A 16,362-nucleotide genomic window follows, 5' to 3' on the forward strand; every position below is an offset into this window, starting at 1 on the left:
GTTTTAATCCACCATATTGCCACCGCTTTTTTTTATTTAAAACAGAACCTAAGATATTTTTTCATTAATAACGTTTTATAGGTTTAATGAAAATATAAAAGGGTAAATAAATAATGAGGGGATAAATTAAATATAATCTGATCAATTTTCGACATTATTCGCTAAAAAGTGAGATTTGAGGTATCCAAAATACAAAAGTTTTGATAAGCTTAGTAAACACTATAAATATAGTGGAATTAGGGATTAATAAATGTAAGGAGTGAGTTCAAATCGAACATCGTGATGGAAACGACCGTTTGGATCGCTTAATGGCAACGTTAGAAGCTGAACTTTTGGCTTTTGAGACTCAAGTGGCTCATATGCAAGAGAAGTTGAATGAACTTAAACGAGTGGGACCAAATATACAGCAAGAGCTTATTGAATATAAAAAAGCAGTGTAGAGAAGTTACAGTGGGTATTATTATCGCTGTAACTTTTTTTTATGTTTAAAGTGATGTTATTCATTGTTTTGCGTTTCAGCTTAAATACTATAGAATGAAGCTACGTGTTTAAAGAGTGAAATCACAAAAAAATAGATAATTTTCGACAAGAAAGAAGGAATCAGATTGGCCAGAGGCGTTTATATACACATTCCATTTTGCCATCAAATTTGCAATTATTGCGATTTTAATAAAGTATTTTTCAAAAACCAGCCTGTCGATGAATATATAGAAGCATTAGGTATGGAAATGAAATTATGGACTGAAAACAAAGAAGCTTTCAATCATATTGAAACAATATTTTTAGGCGGAGGAACACCAACATCATTATCACCAGCTCAACTTTCACGCCTTTTATCGTTGATCAAGATGTACATCCCAATGGAACATGTAAAAGAATTTACATCAGAGGCAAATCCTGATGAATTAACAAAAGAAAAATTAGAAGTACTTTTTAATGGTGGTGTAAATCGATTAAGTCTAGGTGTACAAGCGTTTCAACCAGAATTATTAAAAAAACTAGGGCGTACTCATTCCAATGATGACGTTTTTGAAACAATCGAGGAAGCGAAAAAAGTTGGTTTCAAGAACATCAGTATTGATTTAATGTACGGACTACCTGGTCAAACGATGGATGAATGGAAAGAAACATTAAAAATTGCTTTTGACTTAAATCTACCGCATTACTCAGCCTATTCGCTTATTGTAGAATCTAAAACGATTTTTTATAACTTGATGAACAAAGGGAAATTGAGTTTGCCGGGTGAAGATCAAGAGGCAGATATGTATGAAGAATTGATGCAACAAATGGAAACACACGGCTGGCATCAATACGAAATAAGTAATTTCGCCAAAGAAGGGCATTCTTCTATTCATAATCGTATTTATTGGGACAATGATGAATACGCAGGTTTTGGTGCAGGAGCTCATGGATATGTCAATGGCACTCGTTACTCAAATCATGCACCATTAAAAAAATATATCAGTACATTAGAAGCTGGTGAAAGACCCATACTAAAAACGCATGAAGTAACACAAAGTGAAAAAATAGAGGAAGAACTTTTTTTGGGTTTACGTAAAACAGCAGGAATTTCAAAATCTCATTTTGAAGAGAAGTTTGGCTGTACGATTGAAAGTGTATATAGTGAAAAACTGCAATTGCTTGTTTCAGCAGGTCTTATTTCAAATGATGAAGAGGCTGTAAAGTTAACGAAAAAAGGACGTTTTGTAGGAAATGAAGTTTTTGAAGAATTTTTACTATAAACACATGCGTTTCCGTTGACATAAAATAATAGATTTGATAAGTTAAATATAGTATTAGCACTCTTCTTAAGTGAGTGCTAACAGAGGTGATGATCATGCTAACAAATCGGCAGTTACAAGTATTGCAAGTAATCGTAGATGACTTCATTATGTCAGCTCAACCAGTTGGCTCTCGACAAATCTCGAAGAAGGAAGGCATTACTTTTAGTCCAGCAACCATTCGTAATGAAATGGCGGATTTAGAAGAACTAGGCTACCTAGAAAAAACGCATACTTCATCGGGGCGAGTACCGTCTGAAAAAGGTTACAGATTTTATGTGGATCACTTGCTAAAACCTCAAATAATTACAACAAACGAGATTCACAAAATCCAATCTGTTTTCCAAGATCGGATTATGGAAACTGAACAAGTCATTCGCAAGTCAGCTACGATATTATCTGAATTGACGTCTTACACATCTATATTATTAGGACCAGATGTGCAGTTGCATAAAGTGAAACGATTTTCAATTGTACCTTTAACAGCTGATTCTGCAGTCGCTATTATCGTTACTGATAATGGACATGTGGAAAATCGCATTTTCTCATTACCGTCGGATTTTTCCCCGTCGGATATTGAGAAGGTCGTCAATATTTTAAATGAACGACTGATTGGCGTTCCGTTAGAGCAACTACAAATGAAGCTCGAACTTGAAACGGCAGCGGTTATAAAACAACATCTTGGTACGTATGACGGATTACTTTCGTCATTAATAGACGTGACAGCACATCAATCAGAAGGTAAAATTTTCTATGGTGGCAAAACGAATATGTTCAACCAACCTGAGTTTCATGACATAAACAAAGTACGAATGCTTATGGAACTAATGGAAAAAACTACTCAAATCCAATCCATTTTCCCGATGAACCAATCAGGGATTCAAATCCGTATTGGTTCTGAAAATAATCATTTGGCGATGGAAGATTGCAGTGTAATCACAGCATCTTACTCGGTTGGTGAGGGACAAAGGGGTTCAATAGCAATTATCGGACCTACAAGGATGGATTATCGACGTGTCGTTGCATTACTCGACTTTATGAGTGGCGATTTAACGCGCCAGCTGACACAAAAACCGAGGTAGAGAGCGACATTATAGGAGGATGAAAAGTGTCTAAAGCAAATGAATTTAAAGAGCAAGCAGTAGAAGAGAACACAGTTGTAGAAGAACAACTAAATGAGCAAGAAGAAAACGTAGTAGACGCTGAAGCTGTAGAAGCTACACCTGAACTAACAGTTGAGGAGCAACATCAAGCAGAAATCACAGCTCTAGAGCAAAAGCTTGATGAATCAGAAAGTCGTTTCCTGCGATTACGTGCTGACTATGACAATTTAAAACGTCGCACACAAACTGAACGCATAGCTCAAGAAAAGTATCGTGCGCAAAATTTGTTAACGGATTTACTTCCGGTATTAGACAATTTCGAACGAGCTTTACAAGTTGAGGCAACAACGGAAGATGCCGAATCCATGAAAAAAGGGATTGAAATGGTATACCGTTCACTAATAGAAGCAACAACAAAAGAAGGCTTAGAACCTGTAGCATCTGAAGGCGAAGCGTTTGATCCAAACATTCACCACGCAGTTATGCAAGAACAAGATGATTCTAAAGAACAAGGAATCGTTTTACAAGAGCTACAAAAGGGGTATAAGTTGAAAGACCGTATATTACGACCAGCAATGGTTAAAGTTAATGAATAAAGAAATATTGAGACGAAAAAATGAAAAATGAATCAAATCTAGGAGGACTATGAAATGAGCAAAATTATCGGTATTGACTTAGGTACTACAAACTCATGTGTATCAGTATTAGAAGGTGGCGAACCAATCGTTATCGCTAACAAAGAAGGCGCACGTACTACACCATCAGTTGTAGCATTCAAAAACGGCGAACGCCAAGTTGGTGAAGTTGCAAAACGTCAATCAATTACAAACCCAAACACAATCATGTCTATTAAACGTCATATGGGTACTGACTACAAAGTAAATGTAGAAGGTACAGAATATACTCCTCAACAAGTATCAGCAATGATCTTACAACATTTAAAAGACTTCGCTGAAGACTATTTAGGTGAAAAAGTAACACAAGCTGTAATTACAGTTCCTGCTTACTTCAACGATGCACAACGTCAAGCAACAAAAGACGCTGGTAAAATTGCTGGTCTTGAAGTTGAACGTATTATCAACGAACCAACAGCAGCAGCACTTGCTTACGGCTTAGAAAAAACAGATGTAGATCAAACTGTTTTAGTATTTGACCTTGGTGGTGGTACATTCGACGTATCAATCCTTGAACTAGGTGATGGAGTATTTGAAGTAAAAGCAACAGCTGGTGATAACGCTCTTGGTGGAGATGACTTTGACCAAAAAATCATCGATTTCTTAGTTGCTGAATTCAAAAAAGAAAACGGTATTGATTTAGCTAAAGATAAAATGGCGTTACAACGTTTAAAAGACGCTGCTGAAAAAGCGAAAAAAGAATTATCAGGAGTAACTACAACTCAAATTTCACTACCATTCATCACTGCTGGTGAAGCTGGTCCATTACACTTAGAAGTTTCTCTATCTCGTGCAAAATTCAATGAAATTACTGCTGACTTAGTAGAACGTACAATGATCCCAACTCGTCAAGCATTAAAAGACGCTGGATTATCGGCTTCAGAAATCGATCAAGTAATCCTTGTTGGTGGTTCAACACGTATTCCTGCAGTACAAGAAGCAGTTAAAAAAGAAACAGGTAAAGAGCCGCATAAAGGTGTAAATCCTGATGAAGTAGTAGCTATGGGTGCTGCAGTACAAGGTGGCGTATTAACTGGTGATGTAAAAGACGTTGTACTTCTTGACGTAACTCCACTATCACTTGGTATCGAAACAATGGGTGGCGTGTTCACTAAATTAATCGATCGTAATACAACAATCCCAACTTCAAAATCACAAACTTTCTCAACAGCTGCAGATAACCAACCTGCTGTAGATATTCACGTATTACAAGGTGAACGTCCAATGGCTGCTGATAACAAAACTTTAGGTCGCTTCCAACTTTCAGATATCCCTGCTGCACCACGTGGCATTCCTCAAATCGAAGTAACATTCGATATTGATAAAAACGGTATCGTAAACGTTAAAGCTAAAGACTTAGGAACTCAAAAAGAACAAACAATTACTATCCAATCTGATAGCTCACTATCTGACGAGGATATCGAACGCATGGTAAAAGAAGCTGAATTACATGCTGAAGAAGATAAAAAACGTAAAGAAGAAGCTGAACTTCGCAATGAAGCAGATCAACTTGTTTTCCAAGTAGATAAAACAATCTCTGACCTTGGTGAACAAATTACTGAAGATGAGAAAAAATCAGTAGAAGATGCTAAAGAAGAGCTAACAAAAGCAATTGAACTTGGCGAAATCGAAGGCATCAAAACTTCTAAAGAAAAATTAGAAGGAATTCTTCAACCACTTGTGATGAAAGTATATGAGCAAGCAGCTCAACAACAACAAGCAGCACAAGGCGAACAAGGCCCAACAGCTGATAAAAAAGATGACGGTGTAGTTGATGCAGACTTCACTGAAGTTGACGATAACAAATAATGCTAAAAATAGAGCGCATCTTTAATGGCGCTTGAACAGTGTATATTAAATGTATGCATTGTTGTTTTGAAAGAAGCCAAAGACCGCCTCGGGCTTTGGCTTTTTTCAATGTTTTTTGTCATTTGTTCTTTCCATGTTACAATATATTTTATGCAAACGGAGCGGAGTGTGAAAAATGAATAAACGTGATTATTATGAAGTCTTAGGTCTTCAAAAATCAGCGTCAAAAGACGAAATTAAAAAAGCTTATCGTAAATTATCTAAACAATATCACCCTGACTTGAATAAAGAGGCTGGGGCAGAAGAAAAATTTAAAGAAATTGCAGAAGCTTATGAAGTGTTAAGTGATGACCAGAAAAAAGCACGCTATGACCAGTTCGGACATCAAGATCCAAACCAAGGATTTGGTGGAAGTGGTTTCGGTGGCGGAGATGGCTTCGGTTTCGAAGACATTTTTAGTTCATTCTTTGGCGGTGGTGGCGGAAGCCGTCGTCGTGATCCAAATGCACCAACAAAAGGTGATGATCTACAATATCGCATGACAATTAGTTTTGAAGAAGCGGTATTTGGTAAAGAAACTGAAATTGAAATCCCTCGTGACGAAACTTGTGAAACTTGTCATGGATCTGGTGCAAAACCAGGTACATCAAAAGATACATGTTCTCACTGTAATGGCCAAGGTCAGATAAATGAGACAGTTTCAACACCATTTGGCCAAATGGTAAACCGTCGTACTTGTGGTTACTGTAAAGGTTCTGGTCAAATTATCAAAGATAAATGTTCAACATGTCACGGTGCAGGTACAGTTAAAAAACGTAAAAAAATCAAAGTTACGATTCCAGCAGGTGTTGATGATGGTCAACAATTGCGCGTAAGTGGTCAAGGTGAAGCGGGTACTAACGGTGGGCCAGCAGGTGACCTTTACATCGTATTCCATGTTCGTGCACATGATAAATTTGAACGTGACGGCGATGATATTTATTTAGAATTACCAATTACATTCGCTCAAGCGGCACTTGGTGATGATATTGAAGTACCAACAGTTCATGGTAAAGTGAAGATGAAGATTCCTACAGGTACTCAATCTGGTGACAGATTCCGCTTAAAAGGAAAAGGTGTTAAAAACGTTCATGGTTATGGTACTGGCGATCAACATGTAATCGTAAGCGTAGTTACGCCGAAGAAATTAACTGAAAAACAAAAACAATTATTGCGCGAATTTGCTAGTATTTCTGGAGACATCCCAGAAGAGCAAGGTAGCACTTTGTTTGATAAAATTAAAAACAAATTTAAAGGTGAATAAGGGAGTTGGCTACAAGTGAAATGGTCGGAGCTATCCATCCATACAACGAGTGAAGCGGTTGAAGCAATTTCGAATATTCTACACGAAGCTGGAGCAAGTGGTGTCGTGATAGAGGATTCAGAGGATTATGGTAAAGAACGTGCAGATCAATTTGGTGAGATTTACGCTTTAAATCCAAAAGATTTTCCTAAGGATGGTGTCATTGTAAAAGCTTATTTAGCTGAAACAAGCTTTTTAGGTGAAACTGTTGAAGAAATTAAAGTTGCCATCAATAATCTGGTAAACTATGACATTAATATTGGTCACAACAAAGTGACAATCAATGAAGTGAATGAGGAAGATTGGGCAACTGCATGGAAAAAGTATTATCATCCGGTGAAAATTTCAAACCGTTTCACAATTGTACCAACTTGGGAAGATTATGAACCTGTAAATAGTGATGAGCTAATCATTGAACTTGATCCTGGTATGGCTTTCGGTACTGGAACTCACCCTACAACTGTATTATGTTTACAAGCATTAGAAAAAACAATAAAAGATACGGATTCAGTAGTAGATGTTGGTACTGGTTCTGGTGTTTTAGCCATCGGAGCAGCATTACTTGGAGCAAAGCATGTTCATGCACTTGATTTAGATGAAGTAGCGGTACGCTCTGCAATTGAAAATGTTCAGCTAAATAAGGTTGAAGACTCTATTGATGTTATGCAAGGAAATCTTTTAGATACTGTAAAAGAACCTGCAGACGTGGTAGTTGCGAATATCTTAGCTGAAGTAATTATGACTTTCACAGATGATGCCTATACAATTGTTAAACCAGGCGGCCTATTTATTACTTCAGGAATAATTGAACCGAAGAAAGACGATGTGAAAGCATCTCTTGTAAAAGCAGGCTTTATTATTGAAGAAGTAATGATGATGGAAGATTGGGTAGCAATTATTTCACGAAAATCAGTAAATTGATGGAGTGTTACTATGCAACGATATTTTATAAACGAATCCTTTGATAATCAATTGGCCATAATTAGTGGTGAAGATGCGCATCATATAACAAAAGTGATGCGTATGCGTGTAGGCGATGAAATCATTGTAGTTCATAATGGTGAAGCGACAATCAGTCGTATTTTGGACTTTACTGAAGATGGCGTTCAAGTAGAAAAAACAGACAATGTAATGCCTTCACCTGAGCTACCTATTAAAGTGACGATCGCTTGTGGCTTACCAAAGGGTGATAAACTCGATTTAATTGTTCAAAAGTCAACTGAGTTGGGTATGTATGCATTGCTTCCTTTTGAAGCTGAACGATCAATCGTCAAATGGGATGGGAAAAAAGGTAAAAAGAAGCAAGAGCGCTTACAGAAAATTGCGAAGGAAGCAGCGGAGCAATCGCATCGTACGCATATCCCGACAATTGAAGAGCCAGTGAGCTTCTCACAATTACTAAAAAAAGTACCGGAATTTGATGCTGTCTTTTTAGCAGATGAAGAGGATGCAAAGCAACTAGAACGAACTCGGTTTGCTGATCAATTAAAAAAAGTGTATGATTATAAGTCAATCCTTGTCATATTTGGTCCTGAAGGCGGTATTTCTCGTAAAGAGGCTACCGCTTTACAAGGATTAGGATGTCAATGTATTTCACTAGGACCAAGAATTTTACGTGCGGAAACGGCACCACTGTATGTTCTTTCCGCAATTTCTTATGAATTTGAATGAAAGAGGTGACGAGCCTTGTCTTCAGTGGCTTTTCATACATTAGGATGTAAAGTGAATCACTATGAAACAGAGGCAATTTGGCAACTGTTTAAAGATGAAGGTTATGAACGCAAAGAATTTGACCATCAGGCAGATGTCTATGTAATTAATACTTGTACAGTTACGAATACAGGAGATAAGAAAAGTCGCCAAGTTATTCGTCGTGCAATAAGACAAAACCCTGATGCCGTTATTTGCGTAACAGGATGTTATGCTCAAACTTCTCCAGCAGAAATTATGGCAATTCCCGGTGTAGATATTGTAGTTGGGACGCAAGACCGTACGAAAATGATTGGATATATTGAACAATACAAAAATGAACGTCAGCCTATCAATGCTGTACGTAACATTATGAAAAACCGAGTATATGAAGAGCTAGACGTTCCTTATTTCACTGACCGCACTCGTGCGTCATTGAAAATCCAAGAGGGATGTAATAACTTCTGTACATTCTGTATAATCCCATGGGCACGTGGTCTAATGCGTTCTCGTGATCCACAAGAAGTAGTGCATCAAGCACAACAACTTGTAGATGCTGGTTATTTAGAAATCGTTTTAACAGGTATCCATACAGGTGGTTACGGACAAGATTTAAAAGATTATAATCTGGCGCAACTATTGCGTGACTTAGAACAGAATGTTAAAGGCTTAAAACGTTTGCGTATAAGCTCGATCGAAGCAAGTCAATTAACCGATGAAGTGATAGAAGTTTTACGAGATTCTAATATCGTCGTAAATCATTTACATATCCCAATCCAATCGGGTTCTGACACTGTTCTTAAACGCATGCGACGCAAATATACGATGGAATTCTTCGGTGAGCGTTTAGACCGTTTACGTGAAGTATTACCACATTTAGCAGTTACTTCAGATGTAATAGTCGGTTTTCCTGGTGAGACAGAAGAAGAATTTATGGAAACATATAACTTCATCAATCATCACAAATTCGCTGAACTGCATGTTTTCCCATACTCTAAACGTACTGGAACACCAGCAGCCCGTATGGAAGATCAGGTAGACGAAGAAGTGAAAAATGATCGTGTACATCGCTTAATAACACTAAATGATCAACTAGCCAAAGAATATGCTTCTCAATTTGAAAATGAAGTATTAGAAATTATTCCTGAAGAACGCATCAAAGAAGGAAAAGATGCAGGTCTTTACGCTGGTTATTCAGATAACTATTTAAAAGTTATCTTTGAGGGCAATGAAGACATGATTGGTAAATTAGTAAAAGTGAAAGTAACAAAAGCTGGTTACCCGTCTTCTGAAGGTCAATTTGTACGTGTTTTAGAAGAAGTACAAGCAAACTAAACTAGATAATTGATTACAAATTCATAAACCCATAAACCCCTAAAACGGAATGTAATTTCGTTTTAGGGGTTTTACTTTTGAGAATAGTAACTGAATATGAGTCTATCGTTTAGTAATCTTTCGAAAAGTAGTAAAGTTTTACTAGTAAAAACTAAAAATAAAAAACGCATATTGTTTTAATTATGAATATTATAGTGTTAAAATACATATTGTTAGGTTATAATATAACGATAAATTACTAGTATGGTAGGCTTTTAATAGTACATACTTAAATTTTCGCTTATTACAGGAGGAATTTTTCATGAAACGTGTAGAAGGTAAAGTAGCTCTTATCACAGGTGGAGCATCAGGAATTGGTTTATCAGCAGCAACATTAATGGCTAAAGAAGGCGCAAAAGTAGTTATTGCTGACTTTAATATAGAAGGTGCAAAAGAACTTGCAGCTGCTTTAGTAAAAGAAGGATATGAAGCATCTGCAGTATTCCTAGACGCAGGTAATGCAAAATCAGTAGAAGAAGCAGTAGATTTCACTGTTGAGCAATACGGTACAATTACAGTACTATTTAATAATGTTGGTGGAACGAATATTCATAAGGATTTAGATGTTGTAAATATTGACCTTGATGAATGGGATCGTTTAGTTAACCTGAACTTAAAATCAGTATTACTTGGTAGCCGTTACGCTATTCCTCATATGCAAAAAGCAGGTGGAGGTTCTATTATCAACACAGCTTCAATGGCTGCATATGCTAGTGACCAAATCCGTACAGCTTATGGCGCTACTAAAGCAGGCGTTGTTAATATGACTAAATATATTGCAACTCAGTATGGTAAAGACAAAATTCGTTGTAACGCTATTGCACCAGGTCTTATTTTAACTCCAGCTGCAAAAAATAATATGCCAGCTGATTTATTAGATATCTATACAAAATTTCATGCACTACCATATCACGGTGAAGCAGACGATATCGGCCATGCAGTAGTATACTTAGCTTCTGATGAATCTAAATTCATGACTGGTCAAACACTTCAAATTGAAGGTGGGCATTATATTGCAAACCCAACAATCGAAGATCAAAATGCTTGGGTAGCTTCACAAAAATAATTTTAACATAGGGGATGTTAAAATAAGTAAGGTTACTTTCTGTACTTTTACTAAATTTTAAACGATATAGTATAAAACTGTATTTGTGGAGATAATATATATAATGATTAAAAAAGTCATGCCATTTAATATAATGGCATGGCTTTTTTGTAACAAAATCAATTGATTTATAGCAGTTGGTCAATGTTACACATAACAGTGGAAAGAAAACTATAAACCGTGGTAAAATAAAGAGGTACGTACATCTATTAAATAAAAGGAGTTTTCATTCATGACTAAAGACTACGCGTTATTAATTGACCATACACTATTAAAGCCTGAAGCGACTAAAGAACAAATCGCAACACTTTGTCAAGAAGCTAAAAAATATGACTTTGCTTCGGTTTGTGTCAATCCAACATGGGTGGCAGATGCAGCAAAACATCTTGAAGGCGCTAAATCAGTTGTTTGTACTGTTATTGGTTTCCCATTAGGAGCTCAAACAAGCGCTACAAAAGCATTTGAAACAAAAGATGCTATTGCAAATGGTGCTAGTGAAATCGATATGGTAATTAATATAGGTGCCCTTAAATCAGGTCAACTTGATGTTGTTAAATCTGATATTCAAGCTGTTGTTGATGCAGCTAACGGTACTTTAGTAAAAGTTATCATCGAAACTTGCTTGCTAACAGACGAGGAAAAAGTAGTTGCTTGCCAACTATCTAAAGAAGCAGGCGCTGATTTTGTGAAAACTTCTACTGGATTTTCAACTGGTGGAGCAACTGCAGCTGATATAGCACTAATGCGCAAAACTGTTGGACCAGAAATGGGTGTAAAGGCTTCAGGTGGTGTTCGCAGTCTGGAAGATCTAGAAGCTATGGTTGAAGCTGGGGCTACTAGAATCGGTGCAAGCTCTGGTGTAAAAATTATGAACGGATTAAAATCAGATTCTGAATATTAATTCGAGCATGAGTATTGACCAATTTGTATCAATAAGGTATAATTTTTTAGTACACAGCGTTAACATATTTGATTATGGTAATGTTCGTATTTGATGTGTGTTCGGAGGGAGGGAAAGAGAGATGTCAAAAACTGTCGTTAGAAAAAACGAATCGCTTGAAGATGCTCTTCGCCGCTTCAAACGTACTGTTTCTAAAAGTGGTACAATTCAAGAGGTTAGAAAACGCGAATTCTATGAAAAACCTAGCGTAAAACGCAAAAAGAAATCAGAAGCTGCACGTAAACGTAAGTGGTAATTTAATTTCCTAGACAATCCCTACGTTCAAAACACGCAACATCATGATTGATTTAAATTGCAAATGACCTAAACCGAGAAATCCTTGTGATTTCTCGGTTTATTTTTGTGCATTTTTTTACAGTTTAATCCTGTTAAGTAGTTATTAAAGTGAAGAAATAATCGTGAAAATAGCTGTGCACTTTAATTGTTAGTTTAGCGAGAATTATTAAAGAAACTAAATGAGATATACATGATATCTAGCATTGAGATTCAAATTAAAACTATAGGAACATGTAAATCACATTAAGTAAATATATTAAAGGGTCTTGAATGTGTTGTAACTACATTTAAGACTCTTTTTTTGTTAATTTCATATTTTTTTATTTTTTGTTTGAATTATTTAAAATATTTGGTATTATCAAATAAAACAAAAAAATAAAACATAAACAAAGGAGAAACCACATGTTAAAACATATAAAACCCTGTATTTCACCTGAACTTTTAAAAGTTTTGATGGAAATGGGGCATAGTGATGAATTAGTTCTAGCGGATGGAAATTTTCCAGCAGCCTCACATAATGAAAAAATAGTGCGATTAGATGGAAATGACATACCCTCCATTTTGGAAGGGATATTGTTCTTAATGCCATTAGACACATATGTTGAAAATCCGATTTGCTTGATGATGCATGGTGAAGAAGTTGAACGTCCAAAAATTTGGAAGGAATACGAAGAACTTGTAACAAAAAGTAAGAATGTCTTTAAAGCAGAATATTTATCAAGGGAATCATTTTATGAACGAGCGAAGACAGCTTATGCAATTGTGACTACAAGTGAAAAAGCATTATATGCCAATATCATATTAAAAAAAGGTGTCATTGTTGAAGGATAGGAGTGTTGATTATGTTAGTGCCTGAAAGACATAAAAAAATTGTTCAAATTATTAATGATAAGAAAAACGTAAGAGTAAATGAATTAAGTAAGCTATTTGCTGTGACAGAGGAAACGATTCGCCGAGATCTAGAGAAGCTTGAAGCGAAAAACAAACTTCAGCGGACACATGGCGGTGCGGTTGCCATGGATGATTCAGATGATGATGAAATTCCCTTTAATGATCGTCAAGTATTGAATAGAAACGAGAAAATGGACGTTGCCAAAGTAGCGGTGTCTTATATTGATGATCAGGATATTATTTTTTTAGATGCAAGTACAACAGCGCTATATTTAGCGAAGCTGCTTCCGAATATGGAACTTACCGTACTTACAAATTCTTTATTAGTTGCAAGTGAATTAGCAAGCAGATCCAAAATTCAAGTCATCATGACAGGTGGTACTTTATCGAAGACGTCGTTATCATTAGTAGGACCAACAGCTGTCCGTTCGATTGAACATTTCTATGTAGATAAAGTGTTTTTCTCATGCAAAGGTTTCCATAAGGACTGGGGCATTAGTGATTCGAATGAGCAACAGGCAAATGTGAAACGAGAGATGATTAAAATGTCCGAGCAAGTTATTTTATTACTCGATTTTTCTAAAATAAATCAAAAATCCTTTGCTTATATCGAAGATAAATCAGTTCTGGATTGCCTAATTGTAGATCAAAGAGCAGATGTAGACTATTTACAAACTATTGTAGACGAACGCACAAAAATAATTGTTGGATAAAATATTTTCTGAATATTCATTATTCTTGTTGATTTTGAATAAATTGTCTCTTATAATCAACATAAACAAAGAAAAACAAATACAAATACAAAATAAAAGGGGTGAATGAATGAGTAAGCTGTTGGATATGCAGAATATTTCAAAGAGCTTTCCAGGAGTTAAAGCTCTTTCGAATGTATCACTTGATTTACATCATGGTGAAGTTTTGGCTTTAGTCGGAGAAAATGGTGCTGGAAAGTCAACACTGATGAAAATTTTAACAGGGATATATGAAAAAGATGATGGTGAAGTTTTTTTAGAAGGTCAGAAAATTAATGTTACATCTACAAAGCAAGCACAGGAATTAGGAATTTCGATTATTCATCAAGAACTAAATTTAATGAAAGATTTATCTATCGCTGAAAATATTTTTATCGGTCGAGAACCAAGAGGGTTATTAAACTTCTTTATAAAAGATCAAGAATTACATAATAAAACGAGAGAATTATTTAATCGGCTCTCCTTAGATTTGAATGGAAAAACGAAAGTGAAGGACTTAACAGTTGCAAAGCAGCAAATGGTCGAAATAGCAAAAGCGCTGTCATTCGATTCAAAAATCTTAATTATGGATGAGCCCACTACTGCATTAACAGATGCAGAAATAGATGTACTATTTGATATCATTGCTAATTTAAAAGCCAATGGTGTTGGGATTATTTATATATCGCATAGGATGGATGAATTAAAACGAATCTCAGATCGCATTACGATTATGCGAGATGGGGAGTATATCGCGACGCTTAATACGAAGGAAACTGAAATGAGTAAAGTGATTCAATTGATGGTAGGAAGAGAGCTTTATATTGAATCAAAACCAACCGTTTCAGATAGTAATAGAGATACTGTTCTAGAATTAAAGAATATAAGTACTAATACAAATTTAAAGGATATTTCCTTTGAACTCAAAAAAGGGGAAATTCTTGGTTTTGCAGGATTAATGGGTGCGGGCAGAACAGAAGTGGCTAATGCTATTTTCGGAGTTGATAAGATACGAGCTGGGGAAATTATTTTACATGGTAAAAAGGTGCAAATAACATCACCTAGTCGCGCAGTTAAACAAGGTATTGGTTATTTATCTGAAGATCGGAAGCATTTAGGTCTCGTTGTCGATATGGATGTTAAGACCAATATTGTAATGTCTTCGATAAATGATTATCAGACACTGGGCTTTGTTAATGATCAAAATATTGCAAAGGTATCAGAGGAGTATGTCGAGCGCTTAAAAGTGAAAACGCCTTCAATAAATCAACAGATAAAGTTTTTATCTGGGGGGAATCAGCAAAAAGTTGTAATTGCAAAATGGCTACTACGTGATTGTGATATTTTAATTTTTGATGAACCAACAAGAGGTATTGATGTTGGAGCAAAGGGTGAGATTTATAAATTACTAGATGAGCTTGCGGAAAAAGGAAAATCTATTATTATGATTTCTTCTGAGTTACCAGAAGTATTGAGAATGAGTCATCGTATTGTCGTTATGTCGGAAGGCAGAATTACGGGGATTTTAAATTCAGAGGAAGCGAACCAAGAGAAAATCATGGAGTTAGCTACAGCATACCGTGAAGGTTAAGGAGGGATAATATGAAAGCGGATACAATAGATCAAATAACAGTGACAAAGAAAAAGAATAAGGGAATTCCATCCAATACATTACAACAAGTTCTAGCTTTTAGCAGTTTAGTAGTATTGGTTATTTTTTTCTCGTTTGCGTCATCCAGTTTCATGCAATGGAGTAATATTGTGGGTATTTTGTTATCTACGGCAGTTATAGGGATATTAGCTCTTGGTGCAACATTTGTCATTATTACAGGAGGAATTGACTTATCTGTCGGAACTGTCATGACCTTGTCATCTGTGATTACAGGTATAATCATCGTCAATTCGGATCTGCCAATTGTAGTCGGTGTCATTGGTGGTATTTTAACAGGTGCACTTTGTGGTTTGCTGTGTGGTATCGCCATTACTAAATTAAAGATACCACCATTTGTTGCAACATTGGCGATGATGATGATAGCGAAAGGATTAGCGTTAGTTATATCAAAGGCTGCGCCAATCTATTTTACAGATAAGCCTATCTTTACAAAAATTGCTTTAGGTTCAATTATTCCAGGTGTCAATATTCCAAATGCTGTATTAATATTCTTTGTCCTTGGTATTATTGCAGCAATTATCTTATCTAAAACTATATTGGGGCGTTTTAATTTAGCCATTGGTAGTAATGAGGATGCAACAAAGCTTTCTGGCGTGAATGTAGATTACTGGAAAATGACGATTTATACACTAGCGGGTGCTTTTACAGGTATCGCAGGCGTGTTAATGGCATCACGATTAAATTCTGCTCAACCTGCATTAGGTCAAGGGTATGAATTAGAAGCAATTGCTGCTGTTGTAATTGGCGGTACTTCGCTTAGTGGAGGAAAAGGAACTATTATCGGAACTATTATTGGTGCATTAATTATGAGTGTCTTGACTAATGGTTTACGAGTATTATCAATTCCACAAGAATGGCAAACAGTAGTTATTGGTTTTGTTATTATCTTAGCTGTATACATGGATATTTTAAGAAGAGGGAAAGGCTAAATGTGATATGAGGTCGTTCTAGACT

At 36.0% G+C, this 16,362-nt stretch carries 16 protein-coding genes; all 16 read left to right on the plus strand.

Features of this window, described 5'->3' with window-relative positions; genetic code table 11:
- Positions 1-296 precede the first annotated feature (296 nt).
- The 16 genes from MHH85_RS04050 to MHH85_RS04125 all read left to right on the plus strand — a co-directional run bounded on the left by MHH85_RS04050 (position 297) and on the right by MHH85_RS04125 (position 16,337).
- Complete coding sequence (locus MHH85_RS04050; RefSeq protein WP_340706013.1) at positions 297-440, plus strand: hypothetical protein; 144 nt, start codon at positions 297-299, stop codon at positions 438-440.
- Between the two features lie 165 nt (positions 441-605).
- The gene (gene hemW, locus MHH85_RS04055) at positions 606-1,742 is read left to right on the plus strand and encodes a radical SAM family heme chaperone HemW (RefSeq protein ID WP_340706014.1); all 1,137 of its coding nucleotides are present in this window, start codon (positions 606-608) and stop codon (positions 1,740-1,742) included.
- 95 nt (positions 1,743-1,837) lie between these two features.
- Positions 1,838-2,863, plus strand: a complete 1,026-nt coding sequence (hrcA, locus tag MHH85_RS04060) for a heat-inducible transcriptional repressor HrcA (protein ID WP_340706015.1) — start codon at positions 1,838-1,840, stop codon at positions 2,861-2,863.
- A 26-nt stretch (positions 2,864-2,889) separates the two neighbouring features.
- Complete coding sequence (grpE, locus tag MHH85_RS04065) at positions 2,890-3,480, plus strand: nucleotide exchange factor GrpE (protein ID WP_193740513.1); 591 nt, start codon at positions 2,890-2,892, stop codon at positions 3,478-3,480.
- Positions 3,481-3,534: 54 nt separating this feature from the next.
- Complete coding sequence (gene dnaK, locus MHH85_RS04070; protein WP_053416408.1) at positions 3,535-5,367, plus strand: molecular chaperone DnaK; 1,833 nt, start codon at positions 3,535-3,537, stop codon at positions 5,365-5,367.
- Positions 5,368-5,542: 175 nt separating this feature from the next.
- The gene (gene dnaJ / locus MHH85_RS04075) at positions 5,543-6,670 is read left to right on the plus strand and encodes a molecular chaperone DnaJ (protein ID WP_053416407.1); all 1,128 of its coding nucleotides are present in this window, start codon (positions 5,543-5,545) and stop codon (positions 6,668-6,670) included.
- A 15-nt stretch (positions 6,671-6,685) separates the two neighbouring features.
- The gene (gene prmA / locus MHH85_RS04080; RefSeq protein WP_193740512.1) at positions 6,686-7,630 is read left to right on the plus strand and encodes a 50S ribosomal protein L11 methyltransferase; all 945 of its coding nucleotides are present in this window, start codon (positions 6,686-6,688) and stop codon (positions 7,628-7,630) included.
- A gap of 12 nt (positions 7,631-7,642) precedes the next feature.
- Entirely contained in the window at positions 7,643-8,380 is a 738-nt protein-coding gene (locus tag MHH85_RS04085) for a 16S rRNA (uracil(1498)-N(3))-methyltransferase (RefSeq protein WP_340706016.1), read from the plus strand.
- A 15-nt stretch (positions 8,381-8,395) separates the two neighbouring features.
- Positions 8,396-9,733 (plus strand): tRNA (N(6)-L-threonylcarbamoyladenosine(37)-C(2))-methylthiotransferase MtaB, encoded by a 1,338-nt coding sequence (mtaB, locus tag MHH85_RS04090; protein WP_193740510.1) that lies wholly within the window; start codon positions 8,396-8,398, stop codon positions 9,731-9,733.
- Positions 9,734-10,034: 301 nt separating this feature from the next.
- Positions 10,035-10,838: an SDR family NAD(P)-dependent oxidoreductase gene (locus MHH85_RS04095; protein ID WP_193740509.1), complete on the plus strand. Its 804-nt coding sequence runs from the start codon at positions 10,035-10,037 to the stop codon at positions 10,836-10,838.
- A 271-nt stretch (positions 10,839-11,109) separates the two neighbouring features.
- Positions 11,110-11,778, plus strand: coding sequence for a deoxyribose-phosphate aldolase (gene deoC, locus MHH85_RS04100; protein WP_038187143.1), 669 nt, complete (start codon positions 11,110-11,112; stop codon positions 11,776-11,778).
- Positions 11,779-11,899: 121 nt separating this feature from the next.
- Positions 11,900-12,073 (plus strand): 30S ribosomal protein S21, encoded by a 174-nt coding sequence (rpsU, locus tag MHH85_RS04105; protein ID WP_004227078.1) that lies wholly within the window; start codon positions 11,900-11,902, stop codon positions 12,071-12,073.
- Between the two features lie 443 nt (positions 12,074-12,516).
- On the plus strand, positions 12,517-12,945 hold the full coding sequence (locus MHH85_RS04110) for an RbsD/FucU family protein (protein WP_340706017.1): 429 nt from the start codon (positions 12,517-12,519) through the stop codon (positions 12,943-12,945).
- An 11-nt stretch (positions 12,946-12,956) separates the two neighbouring features.
- Complete coding sequence (locus MHH85_RS04115) at positions 12,957-13,718, plus strand: DeoR/GlpR family DNA-binding transcription regulator (RefSeq protein ID WP_193740507.1); 762 nt, start codon at positions 12,957-12,959, stop codon at positions 13,716-13,718.
- 109 nt (positions 13,719-13,827) lie between these two features.
- The gene (locus tag MHH85_RS04120) at positions 13,828-15,327 is read left to right on the plus strand and encodes a sugar ABC transporter ATP-binding protein (protein ID WP_193740506.1); all 1,500 of its coding nucleotides are present in this window, start codon (positions 13,828-13,830) and stop codon (positions 15,325-15,327) included.
- A gap of 11 nt (positions 15,328-15,338) precedes the next feature.
- Positions 15,339-16,337 (plus strand): ABC transporter permease, encoded by a 999-nt coding sequence (locus tag MHH85_RS04125; RefSeq protein ID WP_340706018.1) that lies wholly within the window; start codon positions 15,339-15,341, stop codon positions 16,335-16,337.
- Positions 16,338-16,362 lie beyond the last annotated feature (25 nt).

The sequence above is a fragment of the Viridibacillus sp. FSL E2-0187 genome (assembly GCF_038006425.1).
GTDB lineage: Bacteria > Bacillota > Bacilli > Bacillales_A > Planococcaceae > Viridibacillus > Viridibacillus arvi.

Bases quoted from the DNA above. Each gene is read 5' to 3' on its own strand.
- dnaK (WP_053416408.1), top strand. From the start codon at position 3,535: ATGAGCAAAATTATCGGTATTGACTTAGGTACTACAAACTCATGTGTA.
- rpsU (WP_004227078.1), top strand. From the start codon at position 11,900: ATGTCAAAAACTGTCGTTAGAAAAAACGAATCGCTTGAAGATGCTCTT.
- MHH85_RS04085 (WP_340706016.1), top strand. From the start codon at position 7,643: ATGCAACGATATTTTATAAACGAATCCTTTGATAATCAATTGGCCATA.
- dnaJ (WP_053416407.1), top strand. From the start codon at position 5,543: ATGAATAAACGTGATTATTATGAAGTCTTAGGTCTTCAAAAATCAGCG.
- hrcA (WP_340706015.1), top strand. From the start codon at position 1,838: ATGCTAACAAATCGGCAGTTACAAGTATTGCAAGTAATCGTAGATGAC.
- MHH85_RS04125 (WP_340706018.1), top strand. From the start codon at position 15,339: ATGAAAGCGGATACAATAGATCAAATAACAGTGACAAAGAAAAAGAAT.
- MHH85_RS04110 (WP_340706017.1), top strand. From the start codon at position 12,517: ATGTTAAAACATATAAAACCCTGTATTTCACCTGAACTTTTAAAAGTT.
- MHH85_RS04120 (WP_193740506.1), top strand. From the start codon at position 13,828: ATGAGTAAGCTGTTGGATATGCAGAATATTTCAAAGAGCTTTCCAGGA.
- MHH85_RS04115 (WP_193740507.1), top strand. From the start codon at position 12,957: ATGTTAGTGCCTGAAAGACATAAAAAAATTGTTCAAATTATTAATGAT.
- MHH85_RS04095 (WP_193740509.1), top strand. From the start codon at position 10,035: ATGAAACGTGTAGAAGGTAAAGTAGCTCTTATCACAGGTGGAGCATCA.
- deoC (WP_038187143.1), top strand. From the start codon at position 11,110: ATGACTAAAGACTACGCGTTATTAATTGACCATACACTATTAAAGCCT.